At 69.6% G+C, this 14,499-nt stretch carries 9 protein-coding genes; 6 read left to right on the top strand and 3 right to left on the bottom strand.

Annotated elements, in window-relative coordinates:
* The first annotated feature begins 31 nt into the window (after nt 1-31).
* From J2X42_RS09840 to cydD, 3 genes are read left to right on the top strand one after another with little or no spacing between them, the layout of a single operon-like run.
* Nucleotides 32-1,636, top strand: a complete 1,605-nt coding sequence (locus tag J2X42_RS09840) for a cytochrome ubiquinol oxidase subunit I (protein WP_310164635.1) — start codon at nt 32-34, stop codon at nt 1,634-1,636.
* Nucleotides 1,637-1,655: 19 nt separating this feature from the next.
* Nucleotides 1,656-2,702, top strand: a complete 1,047-nt coding sequence (gene cydB, locus J2X42_RS09835) for a cytochrome d ubiquinol oxidase subunit II (protein ID WP_310164633.1) — start codon at nt 1,656-1,658, stop codon at nt 2,700-2,702.
* A gap of 3 nt (nt 2,703-2,705) precedes the next feature.
* Nucleotides 2,706-6,236 carry a thiol reductant ABC exporter subunit CydD gene (gene cydD / locus J2X42_RS09830; protein ID WP_310164631.1) on the top strand — a complete coding sequence of 1,177 codons (3,531 nt, stop codon included), beginning with the start codon at nt 2,706-2,708 and terminating at the stop codon, nt 6,234-6,236.
* A 5-nt stretch (nt 6,237-6,241) separates the two neighbouring features.
* Here cydD and J2X42_RS09825 read toward each other — a convergent pair whose 3' ends face one another.
* Entirely contained in the window at nt 6,242-7,759 is a 1,518-nt protein-coding gene (locus tag J2X42_RS09825) for an FAD-dependent monooxygenase (protein ID WP_310164629.1), read from the bottom strand.
* Between the two features lie 171 nt (nt 7,760-7,930).
* Between J2X42_RS09825 and J2X42_RS09820 the strand changes: the two genes are divergently transcribed.
* A complete protein-coding gene (locus J2X42_RS09820; RefSeq protein ID WP_310164627.1) occupies nt 7,931-8,458 on the top strand; it encodes a GNAT family N-acetyltransferase in 528 nt (175 codons plus the stop codon).
* Between the two features lie 10 nt (nt 8,459-8,468).
* Complete coding sequence (locus J2X42_RS09815; protein WP_310164626.1) at nt 8,469-8,663, top strand: GNAT family N-acetyltransferase; 195 nt, start codon at nt 8,469-8,471, stop codon at nt 8,661-8,663.
* Nucleotides 8,664-8,669: 6 nt separating this feature from the next.
* Here the strand turns inward: J2X42_RS09815 and J2X42_RS09810 are convergent, their stop codons facing one another.
* Nucleotides 8,670-9,188: a DinB family protein gene (locus J2X42_RS09810; protein ID WP_131134259.1), complete on the bottom strand. Its 519-nt coding sequence runs from the start codon at nt 9,186-9,188 to the stop codon at nt 8,670-8,672.
* 9 nt (nt 9,189-9,197) lie between these two features.
* Entirely contained in the window at nt 9,198-11,702 is a 2,505-nt protein-coding gene (locus J2X42_RS09805; protein ID WP_310164623.1) for a DNA topoisomerase IV subunit A, read from the bottom strand.
* Nucleotides 11,703-11,791: 89 nt separating this feature from the next.
* Here J2X42_RS09805 and J2X42_RS09800 point away from each other — a divergent pair, with 89 nt between their 5' ends.
* Nucleotides 11,792-14,473 carry a GNAT family N-acetyltransferase gene (locus J2X42_RS09800; RefSeq protein WP_310164621.1) on the top strand — a complete coding sequence of 894 codons (2,682 nt, stop codon included), beginning with the start codon at nt 11,792-11,794 and terminating at the stop codon, nt 14,471-14,473.
* Nucleotides 14,474-14,499: the final 26 nt, after the last annotated feature.

Below are 14,499 nucleotides of genomic sequence, written 5' to 3'. Positions count from 1 at the left end.
AAGTTTGAACCCGACAACAGTAGGGACTGCCTTGGACGCCTTGGAAATCGCACGCTGGCAATTCGGCATCACCACGGTCTACCACTTCATGATGGTGCCGCTGACCATCGGGCTGGGCCTGGTCGTCGCCATCATGCAGACCATGTGGCACCGCACGGGCCAGCAGGAGTACCTGCGGATGACCAAGTTCTGGGGCAAGCTTTTCCTGATCAACTTCATCATGGGTGTGGCCACCGGCATCGTCCAGGAATTCCAGTTCGGCATGGCCTGGAGCGAATACAGCCGCTTTGTGGGCGACGTGTTCGGCGCCCCGCTGGCGCTGGAGGCACTCCTGGCGTTTTTTGTGGAATCCACGTTCCTGGGGCTCTGGATCTTCGGCTGGAAGCAGCTCAAGCCCGGCATCCACCTGGCCTGCCTCTGGATCGCCGTGGTCGGCTCCCTGTTCTCGGCCTACTTCATCATCGTGGCCAACAGCTGGATGCAGCACCCCGTGGGTGTCGAGATGATTGACGGCAGGCCCGTGATGACCGATGCCTGGGCCGTCTTCACCAACAACACTGCACTGGTGGCCGTCCCGCACACCCTGATGGGCGCGCTGGCTGTTGCCGGCGGTTTCCTGCTGGGCATCGCCTGGTACCACCTCTGGCGGCGGCGCCGCGACGGCATCGACACCGTTGACGCGGACGGCAACGTCGTCCCGGGCGGGGCAGACATTCCCGGCCGGGACCGGACCGACCACAAAGTCTGGATCCGCTCCCTCCGCATCGGCGCCGTCGTCGCGATGATCTCCTTCGCCGGCACTGCCCTCACCGGAGACCTGCAGGGCAAGCTCATGTTCGAGCAGCAGCCCATGAAGATGGCCGCCGCGGAGGCCGCCTGCCACGACGGCACGGGATTCTCCGTGCTGAGCGTCGGCAACCTCGGGGCCGGCAACTGCGACGACATCGTCGCCCTGATCGAGGTCCCAGGCATCCTCTCCTTCCTGGCCAAGGGGGACTTCACCACCGAGGTCAAGGGCGTCAACAGCCTCCTGGACCAGTACAAAGCCGACTACGGCACGCACCTGCCTGACAACCCGATCTACGGCGACCGAGCCGGCCAGGAGATCCAGTATGTCCCCGTCATGGAAGTGACCTACTGGGGCTTCCGCATGATGATCGGGTTCGGCGGCCTCGCCGCCCTGGCGGCGCTCGTCGCGCTGTGGGTAACACGCAAGGGAACCGTCCCCGAGTCCCGCTGGCTGATGCGGCTGGCCGTGTTTGGCATCCTCGCCCCGTTCGGCGCGAACGCCGCGGGATGGATCTTCACCGAAATGGGCCGGCAGCCCTTCGTCGTGGCCCCGAACCCGGACCTGAACGGCATTGACCAGGTGTTTATGTTCACCGCCGCGGCCGTCTCACCGGGCGTCTCGGCCGGGGAACTGCTGACCTCGCTGGTGGTGCTGACCGCCGTCTACGCGCTCCTGCTGGTGGTGGAAGTCAAGCTGCTGGTCAAGTACATCCGCGGCGGCATCGTCTCAGCCATGCCTGAACTGGCGCACGCCGCGGTGGACGAAAACGGGGACTCCACCCCCGGCGGCAAGGGCGGTCCGGGTACCGGCAAGCCCGCGGACGACGTCCTGGCATTCGCCTACTAAGAGCAGAGGAAACGCACGAATGGAACTGCTGCCCACCATCTGGTTTATTGCCATCGCGGTGCTGTGGACGGGATACCTCTTCCTGGAGGGTTTCGACCTCGGCGTGGGGATGCTCATGAAGCTGTTTGCCCGGAACAACACCGAACGGCGTGTGCTGCTGAACACCATCGGCCCGGTCTGGGACGGCAACGAGGTCTGGCTCCTGACCGCCGGGGGCGCAACCTTTGCCGCGTTCCCGCTCTGGTACGCATCGCTCTTCTCCGCCCTGTACCTCCCGCTGCTGGTGGTGCTTGTGGCGCTCATCTTCCGAGCCGTCGCCTTCGAGTACCGCGGCAAGGTGGACAGCGACAGCTGGCGCGCACGCTGGGACTGGGCCATTGCCCTGGGTTCGCTCTTCGCCGCGTTCGGGGTCGGCGCAGCGCTGGCGCTCACCACCACCGGCCTGCCGCTTAACGCCAACGGCGACCGCGAAGGCGGACCGTTCGCCTGGTTCAGCTGGTACGCAGTCCTGGGCGGGCTGGCGGTGGTCTGCTTCTCGCTGCTGCATGCCCTGGCCTTCCTCGCCCTGAAGACCGACGGCGATGTGCGCCACCGTGCGCGCAGCTGGTTCGTCCGCCTTCTTCCGGTCCTGCTCCTGCCGCTGGCCGGATGGGCTGTCAGCGTCCAGGTCCTGGCCGGCAAGCCGTGGACGCTCGCCGCCGTGGCCGCAGCCGTTGTGGCCGCGGCAGCTGCCTGGTTCATGGCCCGCAAGGGCGCCGAGGGACGGGCTTTCGCAGCGCTGGGAGCCTTCCTGGTCCTGGGCTCCGCCTCGATCTTCGGTGCCGTGTTCCCCGTGGTGCTGCCGTCCACGCTCAGCCCGGAATTCAACCTCACGATCTCCAACGCCTCATCCTCGGACTACACACTGGGGCTGATGAGCATCGTGGCGGCCGTGGGGCTGCCGCTGGTCATTGCCTACCAGGCCTGGACCTACTGGGTCTTCCGCCGCCGCGTCAGCGCCGCCCACATCCCGGAGGCCCACAGCTTCCTCCCGGCCATCGCCGCCAAAGCCTTCACCAAGGGCTGAGCCGTGCGCCCAGGCTTCCCGTCCGGCCCTGTCACGCGCTCAGCCATCTACTGGCTCGGATTCCTCGCTGCCCTGAAGGCACTGTCCCTGGTCCTGATGGGGCAGGCGGTCGCGTCGATGCTCGCGGGCCTCACCGCCGCCGACCCGGGCTGGCAGGACGGGATCGGGTGGGGACTGGCCGGCGTCGTCCTGCGGTCCGCGACCGTCTGGGCCCAGGGCGTTGCCGCCCGCCGGGCCGCCCTGGGCGTCAAGGAGGAGCTGCGGAGCGGACTGCTGGCCCGGGCACTGCGGAACGGGGCCCGCGCGGCCGGCCCTGCCGACGGCGGCCTGGCAGTCCTGGCCACGCGGGGCCTGGATGCGCTGGACAGCTACTACACCCAGTTCCTGCCCGCACTGGTGAACTGCGCGGCCATTCCGCTGCTGCTCGGCGCCCGGATCCTGTTCGCCGACTGGGTCAGTGCCGTGGTGATCGTGCTGACCGTTCCGCTCGTCCCGCTCTTTATGGTCCTGATCGGCCGGTACACGGAGGACAACGTCCGGGCCGCACAGGCCAGCCTGTCCCGCCTCTCCGCCCACATGCTGGAGCTGGCGAAAGGCCTTCCGGTGCTGGTGGGGCTGGGACGCGCCACGGCCCAGCGCAAAGCGCTTGAGGAGATTTCCGAAGAATACCGTTCCCGGACCATGGGGACACTGCGCACCGCGTTCCTGTCCGCGCTGGCCCTGGAGCTCATCGCCACGATCTCGGTGGCGGTGGTGGCCGTCTTCATCGGCGTGCGGCTCGTCCACGGCGACATGCCGCTGGAGGCCGGGCTCCTGGCCCTGATCCTCGCGCCGGACTGCTACCTTCCGCTCCGTGAGCTGGGCACCGCGCACCACGCCAGCGACGACGGCCGTGCGGCGCTCGCCGAAACAACCGCGGTCACCGCCGCGCCCGAGCCCCGGCCCCTGCCGGCCGGAAACGCTCAGGCCCGGCCCCTGCCCGCCGGCAATAAGGAGGCCGACGGCGGCACGCCGGCTGCTGCGGCAGCCGGCGGGGGACTGACCGTCACCGGCCTCGAGGTGACCTATGCGGGCAGGTCCGCTCCCGCCGTCGGGCCACTCACCTTCACCGCGCCGCCCGGGCGGATCACCGCGCTGGACGGCCCAAGCGGGGCCGGCAAAAGCACCGTACTGGCAGTGCTGGCCGGGACGATCGGCGACGGCGCGGGCACCACTGTCACGGGCCGGCTGGACGGGTTCAGCCGGGACAGCGTCGCGTGGGTTCCGCAGCATCCCGTGATGGTGCAGCCGACGGTCCTCGACGAAGTCCTGCTGTACCTGGCCGGCGGGGCCGGACCGGCTGAGCAAGCCGGGGCTCCTGAATCCGATGCAGCGGCGGCCAGTGAATGCCTGGCCGCGGCTGCCGCCGGGCACCTGGCCTCAAGGCACCCCGCCGAACTGAGCCCGGGGGAGCTGCGCCGCGTGGCACTGGCCCGCGGGCTGGCGCGCATCAGGTCCGGCGCCACGGTGCTCCTGCTCGACGAACCCACCGCGCACCTGGACGGCGCCTCGGCGGCCCGGGTGGAGGACGCCATCCTGGCGCTGCGGGGCCGGGCCACGGTGATCCTGGTGGCCCATGACGCCCGGACCCGTGCCCTGGCGGACCATGTCGTTCCGGTGTCGGCACGGGGCCTGACGGGGCCGGTTGTCCAGGCTTCCGCCGTCCCGGCAACCTGCGCGGCCCGGGAACGAGCGGAGGCCGTCCTCCCGGCGGACAGCGGCGACGCTCCGGCCGCCGTCGCCCCGGCCAGCGCAGTGCCGTCAGTCGACGGCCCCGCCGGCGGGGAAAGGGCTCCGGCGACGGGTCTGCTCCTGGCCCGCCTCCTTGCACCGGTGGCCGGCCAGTTCAGCGGCGCCGCGGTGGTGGGAACGCTTGCGGCCTTGTTCGCCGTCGGCCTGTCCGGGGTGTCCGGTTGGCTGATCATCCGCGCCAGTGAGCAGCCGCCCATCCTGTACCTCCTCACCGCGATCGTGGGCGTGCGGTTCTTCGGCATCGGGCGCGCCGTCCTGCGCTACTGGGAACGCCTGCTGGTGCACGACGCCGTGTTCGCCGCCCTCACCCGGCTCCGCGGCCGCCTGTGGGAGTCACTGAGCCGCCGGGCGCTGTCCCTCCGCCGGCTCCTGCAGGGCGGCAACGTCCTCGGCTCGGTGATCAACGACGTCGACACCGTCCGGGACCTGCTTCCGCGCGTGGTCCTGCCGCCCCTGACCGCCGCCGCTGTGGCCGCCTCGGCGCTCACAGCGACAGGCCTGCTGGTGCCCGCCGCGCTTCCCGCCGTGGCGGCGGCCGCCGCAGCCAGCCTGCTCCTGGCCCCTGCGGCCGCCCTGTGGGCCGACCGGAAATCTGCAACAGCCGAACAGAGCCTGCGGGACGGCGTGCTCCGGCGCATCGCCGCGGCCCTCGACGCCCGTGCCGAGCTCCACGCCAACGGGGTGGCCGCCACAGTGCTCGCCGGCCTTGCCGCGGAGGACCGCGCAGCCACCCGGGCGTCCCAGCGTTCCGCCTGGGCCGAGGGCCTGGGGCAGGCAGTCACCACCGCAGCCTGCGGGGTGGCCGCACTGGGTGCCGCCGTCATGGGCGCGCCACAGGTGCTGGACGGACCGCTGGCGCCCGCCACGCTAGCCGTGATCGTTTTGCTGCAGCTGGCGCTGGTGGAACCCTACGCAGCCATGACGACGGCGGTCCGCCAGTTCGCGGCATTCCGTACGGTCCTGCGCCGGATCGGCCGGTCCGGTGTGCTCGCCGGCACCCCGTCGGCGGCCACTGCGCAGGCCACTTCCCACGCAGCTGCCGACGGCCTCGAACGCGTCGACGCCCGTGCCGGTGCAGCGCCGGGGCTTGAGCTGGACGGCATGGCCGCGGCCTGGCCCGGCGGGGATCCGGTGTTCACCGGCCTGGCCGCGGCTGCCGCGCCCGGACGCTGGCTTGCAGTCACCGGACCGTCCGGGGCCGGAAAGTCCACCCTGCTCTCCGTGCTGCTTGGCTTCCTTCCGCCCTCCGCCGGCCAGGTACGCGTCACCGGACAGGCCGCCTGGTGCCCGCAGGAGGCGCACCTGTTCGACTCCACGCTGCGCGGCAACCTGTTCCTGGGCCGCGCCGCGGCGGATGACCCGGACAAAGCTGACGGCGACATGGCGGCCGCCCTTGCCGCCGTCGGCCTCAGCGGGCTCGTCTCCCGCCTGCCGGCAGGACTGGACACCCGGATCGGACCGGGAGGATCGTTCCTCAGCGGCGGCGAACGGCAACGGCTGGCTGTTGCCCGGACGCTCATGACCGGGGCCGGGGTCATCCTCCTGGACGAACCGACGGCCCATCTGGACGCCGAAGCGGGACGCACCATGCTGGCCGACCTGCGCTCCGGCCTGGCGGACCGCACGGTGGTCCTGGTGACCCACAACCTGGCCGACATCCACCCGGAGGACCACCTGCTGGAACTTTCCCGGCCGCGGGTGGAGGAAGCGGAGAGGGACGCCGCCAAGGTCCCGGCGTCCTGACCCTGCTACTGCCCGGCAGGCGGTCCGAACCAGGTGCTTAGCGCGTCGGCGAGGCCCGGCTGGGCGGGGCCGCCCACCCAGGCCACGTAGCCGTCAGGCCGGATCAGCACGGCGGTGGGAGCAGGGACCGTCCCGAGGGCCGGAAGCTCCCACGCACCAGCGCAGGAGGCGTCGACCAGTCGGACCCGGTCCGGCCGCGGAACGGCATCGAAGCTGCCGGGGTCTCCGAAGTTGAGCAGCACCGGCCGGGCGGTGTGCAGCAGGGTGAAGACCCGCAGCGGGCCGTCGGCGGTGACGAGGTCGAGATCGGGCATGCGGCGGCCAAGCAGCGGGTGTCCTTCGCCGAGGTCGTAGTGGATGTCCAGGCCGGACATCATCGCGGCGAAGCGCTTGCGTGGTTCGTCCATGCCGAGCAGCTCGGCTACGGTGTCCCGCAGGGCCTCCGAGCGCTCGTCCGGGCGACGCAGCGCAACCTGAGCCATGGAATTGCGCAGCACGCGGGCACCGACCGGGTGCCGTTCCGTATGATAGCTGTCCAGCAGGCCGTCCGGGGATATCCCCTTGACCACCTGGGCCAGCTTCCAGCCCAGGTTCACCGCATCCTGTACGCCTGTGTTGAGCCCTTGGCCGCCATCCGGGGCATGGACGTGCGCGGCGTCGCCGGCCAGCAGGACCCGCCTGTCCCGGTAGGCAGCGGCCTGCCGGGTCATATCCGTGAACCGGGAGATCCAGGTGGGACTGTGGATGCCGTAGTCCGTTCCGTAGACGGCGATGAGGCCCTCGCTGAGATCGCGCAGGGTGGGCTCGCCCGTGCCCACGTGCGGCTCGGTCAGCATGACCCCAACCGTCCCCCCGGGCATGTACACGACCTCGCCGTCCTTGATCTCGTATTCCACTTTGCCGAGGGCGTGCGTGCCCGAAGGAGTGCGGCGGATGCCCAGTTCCGGTTCCTCGGCCATCTCCACCTGGGCGAGCAGGCTGCTCGTTGTCGGATCCCAGCCCGGGAACCCGATGCCTGCCGCTTTCCGGACCAGGCTGCGGCCGCCGTCGCATCCGACGAGATACTCCGCCCGCAGCGACAGGCCGTCGGACAGCAGGACGTCGACGCCGTCGGCGTCCTGCACGAAACCGGTCACCTCACGTGCCCGATAGAACGTCACCGGCAGCTCACCGACCCAGCCGCCGAGGATCCGCTCGATGTGTTTTTGCCACAGCCCGAGCACGTAGTTGTGCCGGGTGGGAACGTCGCTGAGGTCCAGGCGTGCCGGTCCGAAGCCGGCGGCCTGGGCCACCTGCCCCTCGGCGAGGAACCGGCCGGCGATTCCACGCTGGTCGAGAACCTCGATGGTGCGCGCGTGCAGGCCGCCTGCCCGCGAGCCGGGGAGGTCCTGGTTGGGGCGCCGTTCGACAATGGCTACGCCGATCCCCGCCAGTGCCAGCTCGGCCGCCAGCATCAGCCCGGTGGGACCTCCTCCAGCGATCACTACTTCGTGCTTAGTATGTGTCGACAAACCCTCAGTCATATGCTGCTCCCGTTCCCTGCTTTCCGGCGTCCGGCGATTATCCGCCCGGCACGGGGGCTTGCCGCAAGCCCCCGTGCCGGGCGTAGATTGGAAATAGAGGATGCGTGGGAGGGTCGCGGCGCCTCTGCGCGGCGGCATTCCTGAAACAGGTGCCTGCGTTAGCCTATTTGCATGAACCAGGATGCCAAGGTGGACTTCCCGGGGCTTCGGTGGAGGCCTGCGACGGCAACCGACATACAGGCCTGGGCCGCGCTGATCGCGCGGACCGCCGCCGTCGAAAATCCCGTCTGGTACGAACGGGAGGCTGACCTGCAGCAGCAGGTGGAATCCCGGAAAAACCCGCCCGCGGACAACACCATCCTTGGCCTGGACAACGACGGCGTTCCCCGGGCCTGCGCGCGGATCTCCAGGAACCCGGGGGCAGGGAAAGCCCACGGCTTCGGCTGCGTGGACCCGGATTGGCAGCGTCGCGGGATAGGCAGGGCACTGCTTGACTGGCTGGAGCAACGCGCACGGCAACGGTTCGCGGAAGACGCTGACGACGGCGGCACGCAGCCGGCGCCGTTGTTGAGGATCGGCACCGAACAGCAGCACCGCCACCAGGCCAGGCTGCTGGAGTCGGCCGGGTACACGGTGGTGCGCTACTTCAATGAGATGCCAGCGAGCCGCGGGACGAGGAGTCCTGGAATTTCACGGTGAACCATCCGGCGTGCGGCGCGAATACCGCGGCAGGGGGATCGCCCAGGCGCTGCTTGCGGACGCCATGCGCCGCTTCACCGACGCGGGCATGGATGTGGCCTCACTGGACGTCGATTCGGAAAACCCCACGGGCGCGCTGGCCCTCTACACCAAAATGGGGTATCAGGCGGTCAACACCAGCATGGCGTGGGACAAGGAGCTCTGAGCCCGCTCAGCCGTCCACGTCGTGGAGGTGGTGGACGACGTCGTGCAGGAAGTACTGCGCCAGGGTCAGCACGGTGAACTCGGAGCCGTTGCTGCGCAGGCCCTTCCGGCCCCACTCGGCCTGCCTGACGCCGGCAAAGGACTCCGCAACCTGCTGGCCTTCGGCGGTCAGTTCGGCGCTGACCACGGCCGGGTCGGCGCCGGCGTAGTCCTTCTCAATGGCGGTGAGGTCCTGGTCCCAGTTCTCGAACCGGGCGTCGTCGTCGTCGAGCATCAGGTTCAGGCGCTGGTCGAACAGGCTGAACACGTCCCGGACGTGGCAGGCATACTCCAGCGCAGACCACGTTTCGTCGTCGGGCCGCTCGGCCGCGTCGGGGCGGCGGAGGACGGCCCGCCACCGCGGCAGCATGTTCTCGACTGTCCGTCCCACGGTGGCCGGGGTGGCCGTCGAAGCGTCAAAGGAGCACTCCGGGCAGGGCCGGGTCAGGACCCAGGTCCAGTCTTTTTCATCAGGAACGATAGGCATGGCAGCAGTCTAGGACGGATCCGGCCAGGCCATGGCAGGACCCACCACATCGACGGGCTGGGACAGCGGGATGCCGGACCCGTCACGCCTGCCGTGCTCCTGCGGCAGGGAACGCGCCACCCCGGCGGCCGAGGCTGCCTTCGCCGGGCCGTGTCCGGCCCAGCCCAGGAGCAGGGTGTCTTCGCCCTTGAGGAACCGGTGCGCCCGGACCCCTGCCGTGGCGCGGCCCTTGGCGGGGTATTCGGCGAAGGCCGTCACCTTGGCCGCACCCGGTGCGGTCCCGGGGAGGGCCCCGTTGGTGCCTGCGATGGTGACCACCACGGCGTCGTCGTCCCCGGGCGCCACCGCGCCGAAGAACACCACCTGGTCATCGGAGGCCAGCTTGATGCCGGCCATGCCGCCGGCCGTCCTGCCCTGCGGCCTGACAGCCCCGGCAGCGAAACGGAGCAGCTGGGCCTGGCGGGTCAGGAACACGAGGTCGGATTCTTCCGAACCGGCCGGGGCCACACCCACCACCTCGTCCTTGTCCTTGAGGGCGATGATCTCCCAGTCCTCGCGGTTCAGGGGGTAGTCGGGCTGGACGCGCTTCACCACGCCCTGGGCGGTGCCGATAGCCAGGACCTGGTCCAGGGGCGTAAACGCCACCAGCGTTTCGCCCTTGAGCAGTGTGATGAATTCCTTGGCCTGGACCCCACCGGCGAGGTTCGGCAGACCGGACATCGGAGGCAGGACCGGCATGTCCATAACCTGCAGCCGCAGCATGCGTCCCTGCGACGTCACGGCGGCAATCTCCCCGCGGGCCGAGGTCTTGACGACTGACGAAAAGACGTCGTGCTTGGACCGCGGACCTGACTCGGCCAGTGGCTCCTGGTTGGACGTGCGGGCGATCTGCCCGGACGCCGTCAGGATCGCCCAGCAGGGGTCATCGGCAATTTCCAGCGCCAGCGGCGCGGCCCTGCCTTTGCCATTGGGCGCGGCGAGGGCAGCGGCCACGGTGGGGGAGACGGCTTCGGACTCGAGCAGCACCGTGCGGCGCGGGGTGCCATACTTCTCCGCGATTTCGCCCAGTTCACTGGAGACCAGCTCCCGGAGCCGTTCCTCCGAACCAAGGATGGCTTCCAGCTCTGCGATCTCGCGGCGCAGCTCATCCTGTTCCTTCTCCAGCTCAATCCGGGAGAACTTGGTCAGCTGGCGCAGGCGCAGTTCCAGGATGTAGTTGGCCTGGATCTCGGTGAGGTCATAGATGGACATCAGCCGGACCCGGGCGGCCGCAGCCTCGTCGGAGGAGCGGATGATCTGGATGACCTCGTCGATGTCCACGATGGCCACCAGCAGGCCCTCCACCAGGTGCAGGCGGTCTTTCTTCTTGCCGAGCCGGAACGCAGTGCGGCGGCGGACGACGTCGATGCGGTGGCCCACGTACACGGTGAGCAGCGCCACGAGGCCCAGGGTCTGCGGCTGGCCGTCCACCAGTGTCACGTTGTTGATGCCGAAGGAGTCTTCCATCGGGGAGTAGCGGTACAGCTGCTGCAGGACGGCGTTGGGGTTGAACCCGTTCTTCAGCTCGATGACCAGGCGCAGCCCGTGCTTGCGGTCGGTCAGGTCAACGATGTCGCTGATGCCGGTCAGCTTCTTGCCGTTGACGGCGTCCTTGATCTTCTCGATCACCTTTTCCGGCCCCACCATGTAGGGCAGTTCGGTGACCACCAGGCCGGTGCGGCGGGCCGACAGCTGTTCGATCTCAACCTTGGCGCGGGTCTTGAAGGAGCCGCGGCCGGTGGCGTAGGCGTCGCGGATGCCGTCCAGGCCCACGATCCGGCCGCCGGTAGGCAGGTCCGGGCCGGGGACAAAGCGCATCAGGTCATCCAGCGTGGCGTCCGGGTGGGCGATCAGGTGCCGCGCGGCGGAGATGACCTCCACCAGGTTGTGCGGGGCCATGTTCGTGGCCATGCCCACCGCGATGCCGGTGGCACCGTTGACGAGCAGGTTGGGGAACGCCGCCGGCAGGACGTCCGGCTGGGTCAGCTGGTTGTCGTAGTTGGGGACGAAATCCACCACGTCTTCGTCGAGGTGGTCCGTGAGGGTCAGCGCCGCCGCCGCGAGCCGGGCCTCCGTGTACCGCGGGGCTGCCGGGCCGTCGTCGAGCGAGCCGAAGTTGCCGTGCCCGTCGATCAGTGGCAGGCGCAGCGAAAAGTCCTGGGCCATGCGCACCATGGCGTCGTAGATGGCCGTATCGCCGTGGGGGTGCAGCTTTCCCATGACCTCGCCCACCACGCGGGCGCTCTTGACGTGGCCGCGGTCCGGCCGCAGGCCCATCTCGCTCATCATGTACAGGATCCGGCGCTGCACCGGCTTGAGGCCGTCACGGGCGTCAGGCAGGGCCCGGGAGTAGATCACCGAATAGGCGTACTCCAGGAAGGAGCCCTCCATCTCGGACGTGACATCGATATCCACGATGTTCTCGGTGAAGGGGCTGGAATCCACTGCGGGGGCTGGGCTTTGGCGGCGGGCCATGGGGCTGGTAAATCCTTCTGGGGGTACTGGTCTGGCACTGATTGGCCGCACCTGGGTGTGCGGCGGGAGTTTTTGGCTAGGCTAAGCCTATGGTGGATCAGCCCGGGGACGGCGTATATCCGGAATATTGGGAAGCCGATGTCGTCCTGCGGGACGGCGGAACCGCCCATCTGAGGCCCATCCACCCCGCCGACGCCGACGCCGTCCAGGCCTTCCACATGCGGCAGTCACAGGACTCCATCTACATGCGGTTCTTCGCCTTCAAGGCCCGGCTCTCCAGCAAGGAGCTCAAGCGATTCACGGAGGTGGACTACAAGGACCGGGTGGCGTTCGTGATCACCATCGGCGGCGAGATCATCGGGATCGGGCGCTACGACCGGCTCGATGACCCCACCGAGGCCGAGGTCGCCTTCAACATCGCGGACGCGCACCAGGGCAGGGGCATCGGCTCCATCCTGCTCGAACATCTCGCGGCAGCCGCCCAGGAACACGGGATCCGCCGGTTCAGCGCCGAGGTGCTGCCGGAGAACCGGAAAATGCTGATGGTCTTCTCCGACGCCGGGTACGACGTCAAACGCCATTTCGACGACGGCGTGGTCAGCCTCGAATTCAACATCGGTCCCACGGACAAATCCCGCGCGGTGATGGAGTCCCGCGAGCACCGCGCCGAGGCGAGGAGTGTGCGGGACCTGCTGGCGCCGTCGTCCATTGCCGTGATCGGGGCCAGCCGCAAATGGGGGACCGTGGGCTACCAGCTGCTGGAGCACATCATCGAAGGCGGCTTCACCGGGCCCGTGTACGCCATCAACCCCGAGGCGTTGGAGCTCGCCGGAATGCTGTCGTTCGGCCGCCTCACCGAGGTCCCCGGTCCTGTGCAGCTTGCGGTCATCGCGGTCCCGTATGAGGAAGTCTCCACTGTGGTGGACGACTGCGCCGCCGCCGGCGTCAAGGGGGTGGTGGTCGCCTCCGCAGGCTTCGCGGACGACGGCGAACGCGGCCTCGCCCGCCAGCGCGACCTGGTCCGCAAGGCGCGGGCCAACGGGATGCGCGTCATCGGCCCGGCCTCGCTGGGCGTCGTCAACACCCACCCGGACGTATCCCTGAACGCTTCCATGGCGCCCACCCTGCCGCGGCGGGGCGGCCTGGGCCTGTTCAGCCAGTCCGCCGCCATCGGGGTGTCCCTCTACGCCGCGTCCAGCCGGCGCCGGATGGGACTCTCCACCTTCCTCTCGGCGGGCAACAGGGCGGACGTCTCCGGAAACGACATGATGCAGTTCTGGGAGGACGACGCCGACACCTCCGCGGTCGCCCTGTACCTGGAATCGATCGGGAACCCCCGCAAATTCTCCCGCCTCGCCCGGCGGCTGGCGCGCACCAAGCCGGTGATCGTGGCCAAGTCCGAGTCCATGGGCCTGCGCCTGCCGCCCGGGCATGCCGTCCGCACCACCCAGGCGCCTGCCGGTGCCCTCGATGCCATGATGCGCCAGTCAGGGGTCATCAGGGTCGAGACCATCGAACAGCTCATGGACGTGGCCCAGATCGTGGCCGGGCAGCCGCTGCCGGCGGGCCCTGAACTGGCCATCCTCAGCAACTCGCAGGCCCTGGCAAAAGTCGTGGCGGACAGTGCCCTGGCCCATGGCCTGGGCGTGGGATCGCTGGTCACCGGCCTGGACCTCGACGCCGGCATGTCGCTCGCGCTGCCGGCGCTCCGGCGCAGCCTCCAGGACACCCTGGCCTCCGAGCACGTGCACGCCGTCGTGGCCGCCCTGCTCCCGGCGCGGGGCCTCACCGTGGAAAACATCGCCGGAGTCCTGGCCGAATGTGCCGCGGAAGCCGGCAAACCCGTGGTGGCTGCCTTCGCCGGCATCCTTGACCCCTCCATCTACGTGGAAGGGATGGTGGGCGAGGCGCCGGCCATCCCGTGCTTTTCCAACCCCGGAGCGGCCGTGGCGGCGCTCGCAGCCGTGGTCCGTTACGCCGAATGGGTCGCGCGGGACCACGGCCACTTTGTGGAGCCTGCCGGATGCGACCCCGACGGCGCCCGGGCCAGCCTGGAACTGCTCCTCGCGGACGTCCACGGCGAGCAGCTCAAACAGCTTGACCAGGCCGCGGCCGCCTCGCTCCTGGGTTACTACGGGATCATGGTCCTGCCCTCCGTCGGTTTCGAAACCGCTGACCAGGCCGTCGACGCGGCCCAGGCGCTGGGATGGCCCGTCGCACTCAAAACCACCGACCCGGCCCTCCGGCACCGCCTGGACCTGGGCGGTGTGCGCCTGGACATCGAGGACGCCGAATCGCTGCGCCACAACATCGTGCAGATGCGGCGCTCGCTGGCATCCTACGGGTCCGCGTCGCTGGAGGTGCAGTCGATGGCCCCGGTGGGGCAGGCCTGCACCTTCCGGGCCATCGAAGACCCGCTGCTGGGCCCCGTCGTCTCGTTCGGCCTGGCCGGAGACGCCGTCAACCTGCTAGACGACTGGGCCCACCGCACGCCGCCATTGTCCGCAGCCGACGTCAAGGACTTCATCCGGAGCCCGCGGGCCGCCCGCAAGCTCTTCGGATACCAGGGCCTGCCCGCCGTGGACGTGGCGGCGCTGGAGGAACTTGCCGGCCGGCTCGCCTGGATGAAGGACAACCATCCCGAGATTGCCCTCGTCGAATTCAACCCCGTGCTCTGCGGGCCGCAGGGAGTTGCCATCCTCGCCGCGGACGTTCGGATCGGGAACGCGGCCCAGCGGACGGACAGCGCCCGCCGGGCCATGCTGGGGTAGCCGCAGTTAGCAAGTCCCCGGCCGAT

Origin of the sequence: Arthrobacter sp. BE255, from assembly GCF_031457335.1 — a bacterium.
GTDB lineage: Bacteria > Actinomycetota > Actinomycetes > Actinomycetales > Micrococcaceae > Arthrobacter.
Note: the sequence above shows the minus strand (reverse complement) of the source record. Positions and strands in the feature narration are given on the sequence as shown.

Coding starts and splice junctions, on each gene's coding strand:
- J2X42_RS09805 (WP_310164623.1), bottom strand. CDS start 11,702: ATGGCCCGCCGCCAAAGCCCAGCCCCCGCAGTGGATTCCAGCCCCTTC.
- J2X42_RS09825 (WP_310164629.1), bottom strand. CDS start 7,759: ATGACTGAGGGTTTGTCGACACATACTAAGCACGAAGTAGTGATCGCT.
- J2X42_RS09820 (WP_310164627.1), top strand. CDS start 7,931: ATGAACCAGGATGCCAAGGTGGACTTCCCGGGGCTTCGGTGGAGGCCT.
- J2X42_RS09810 (WP_131134259.1), bottom strand. CDS start 9,188: ATGCCTATCGTTCCTGATGAAAAAGACTGGACCTGGGTCCTGACCCGG.
- J2X42_RS09800 (WP_310164621.1), top strand. CDS start 11,792: ATGGTGGATCAGCCCGGGGACGGCGTATATCCGGAATATTGGGAAGCC.
- cydB (WP_310164633.1), top strand. CDS start 1,656: ATGGAACTGCTGCCCACCATCTGGTTTATTGCCATCGCGGTGCTGTGG.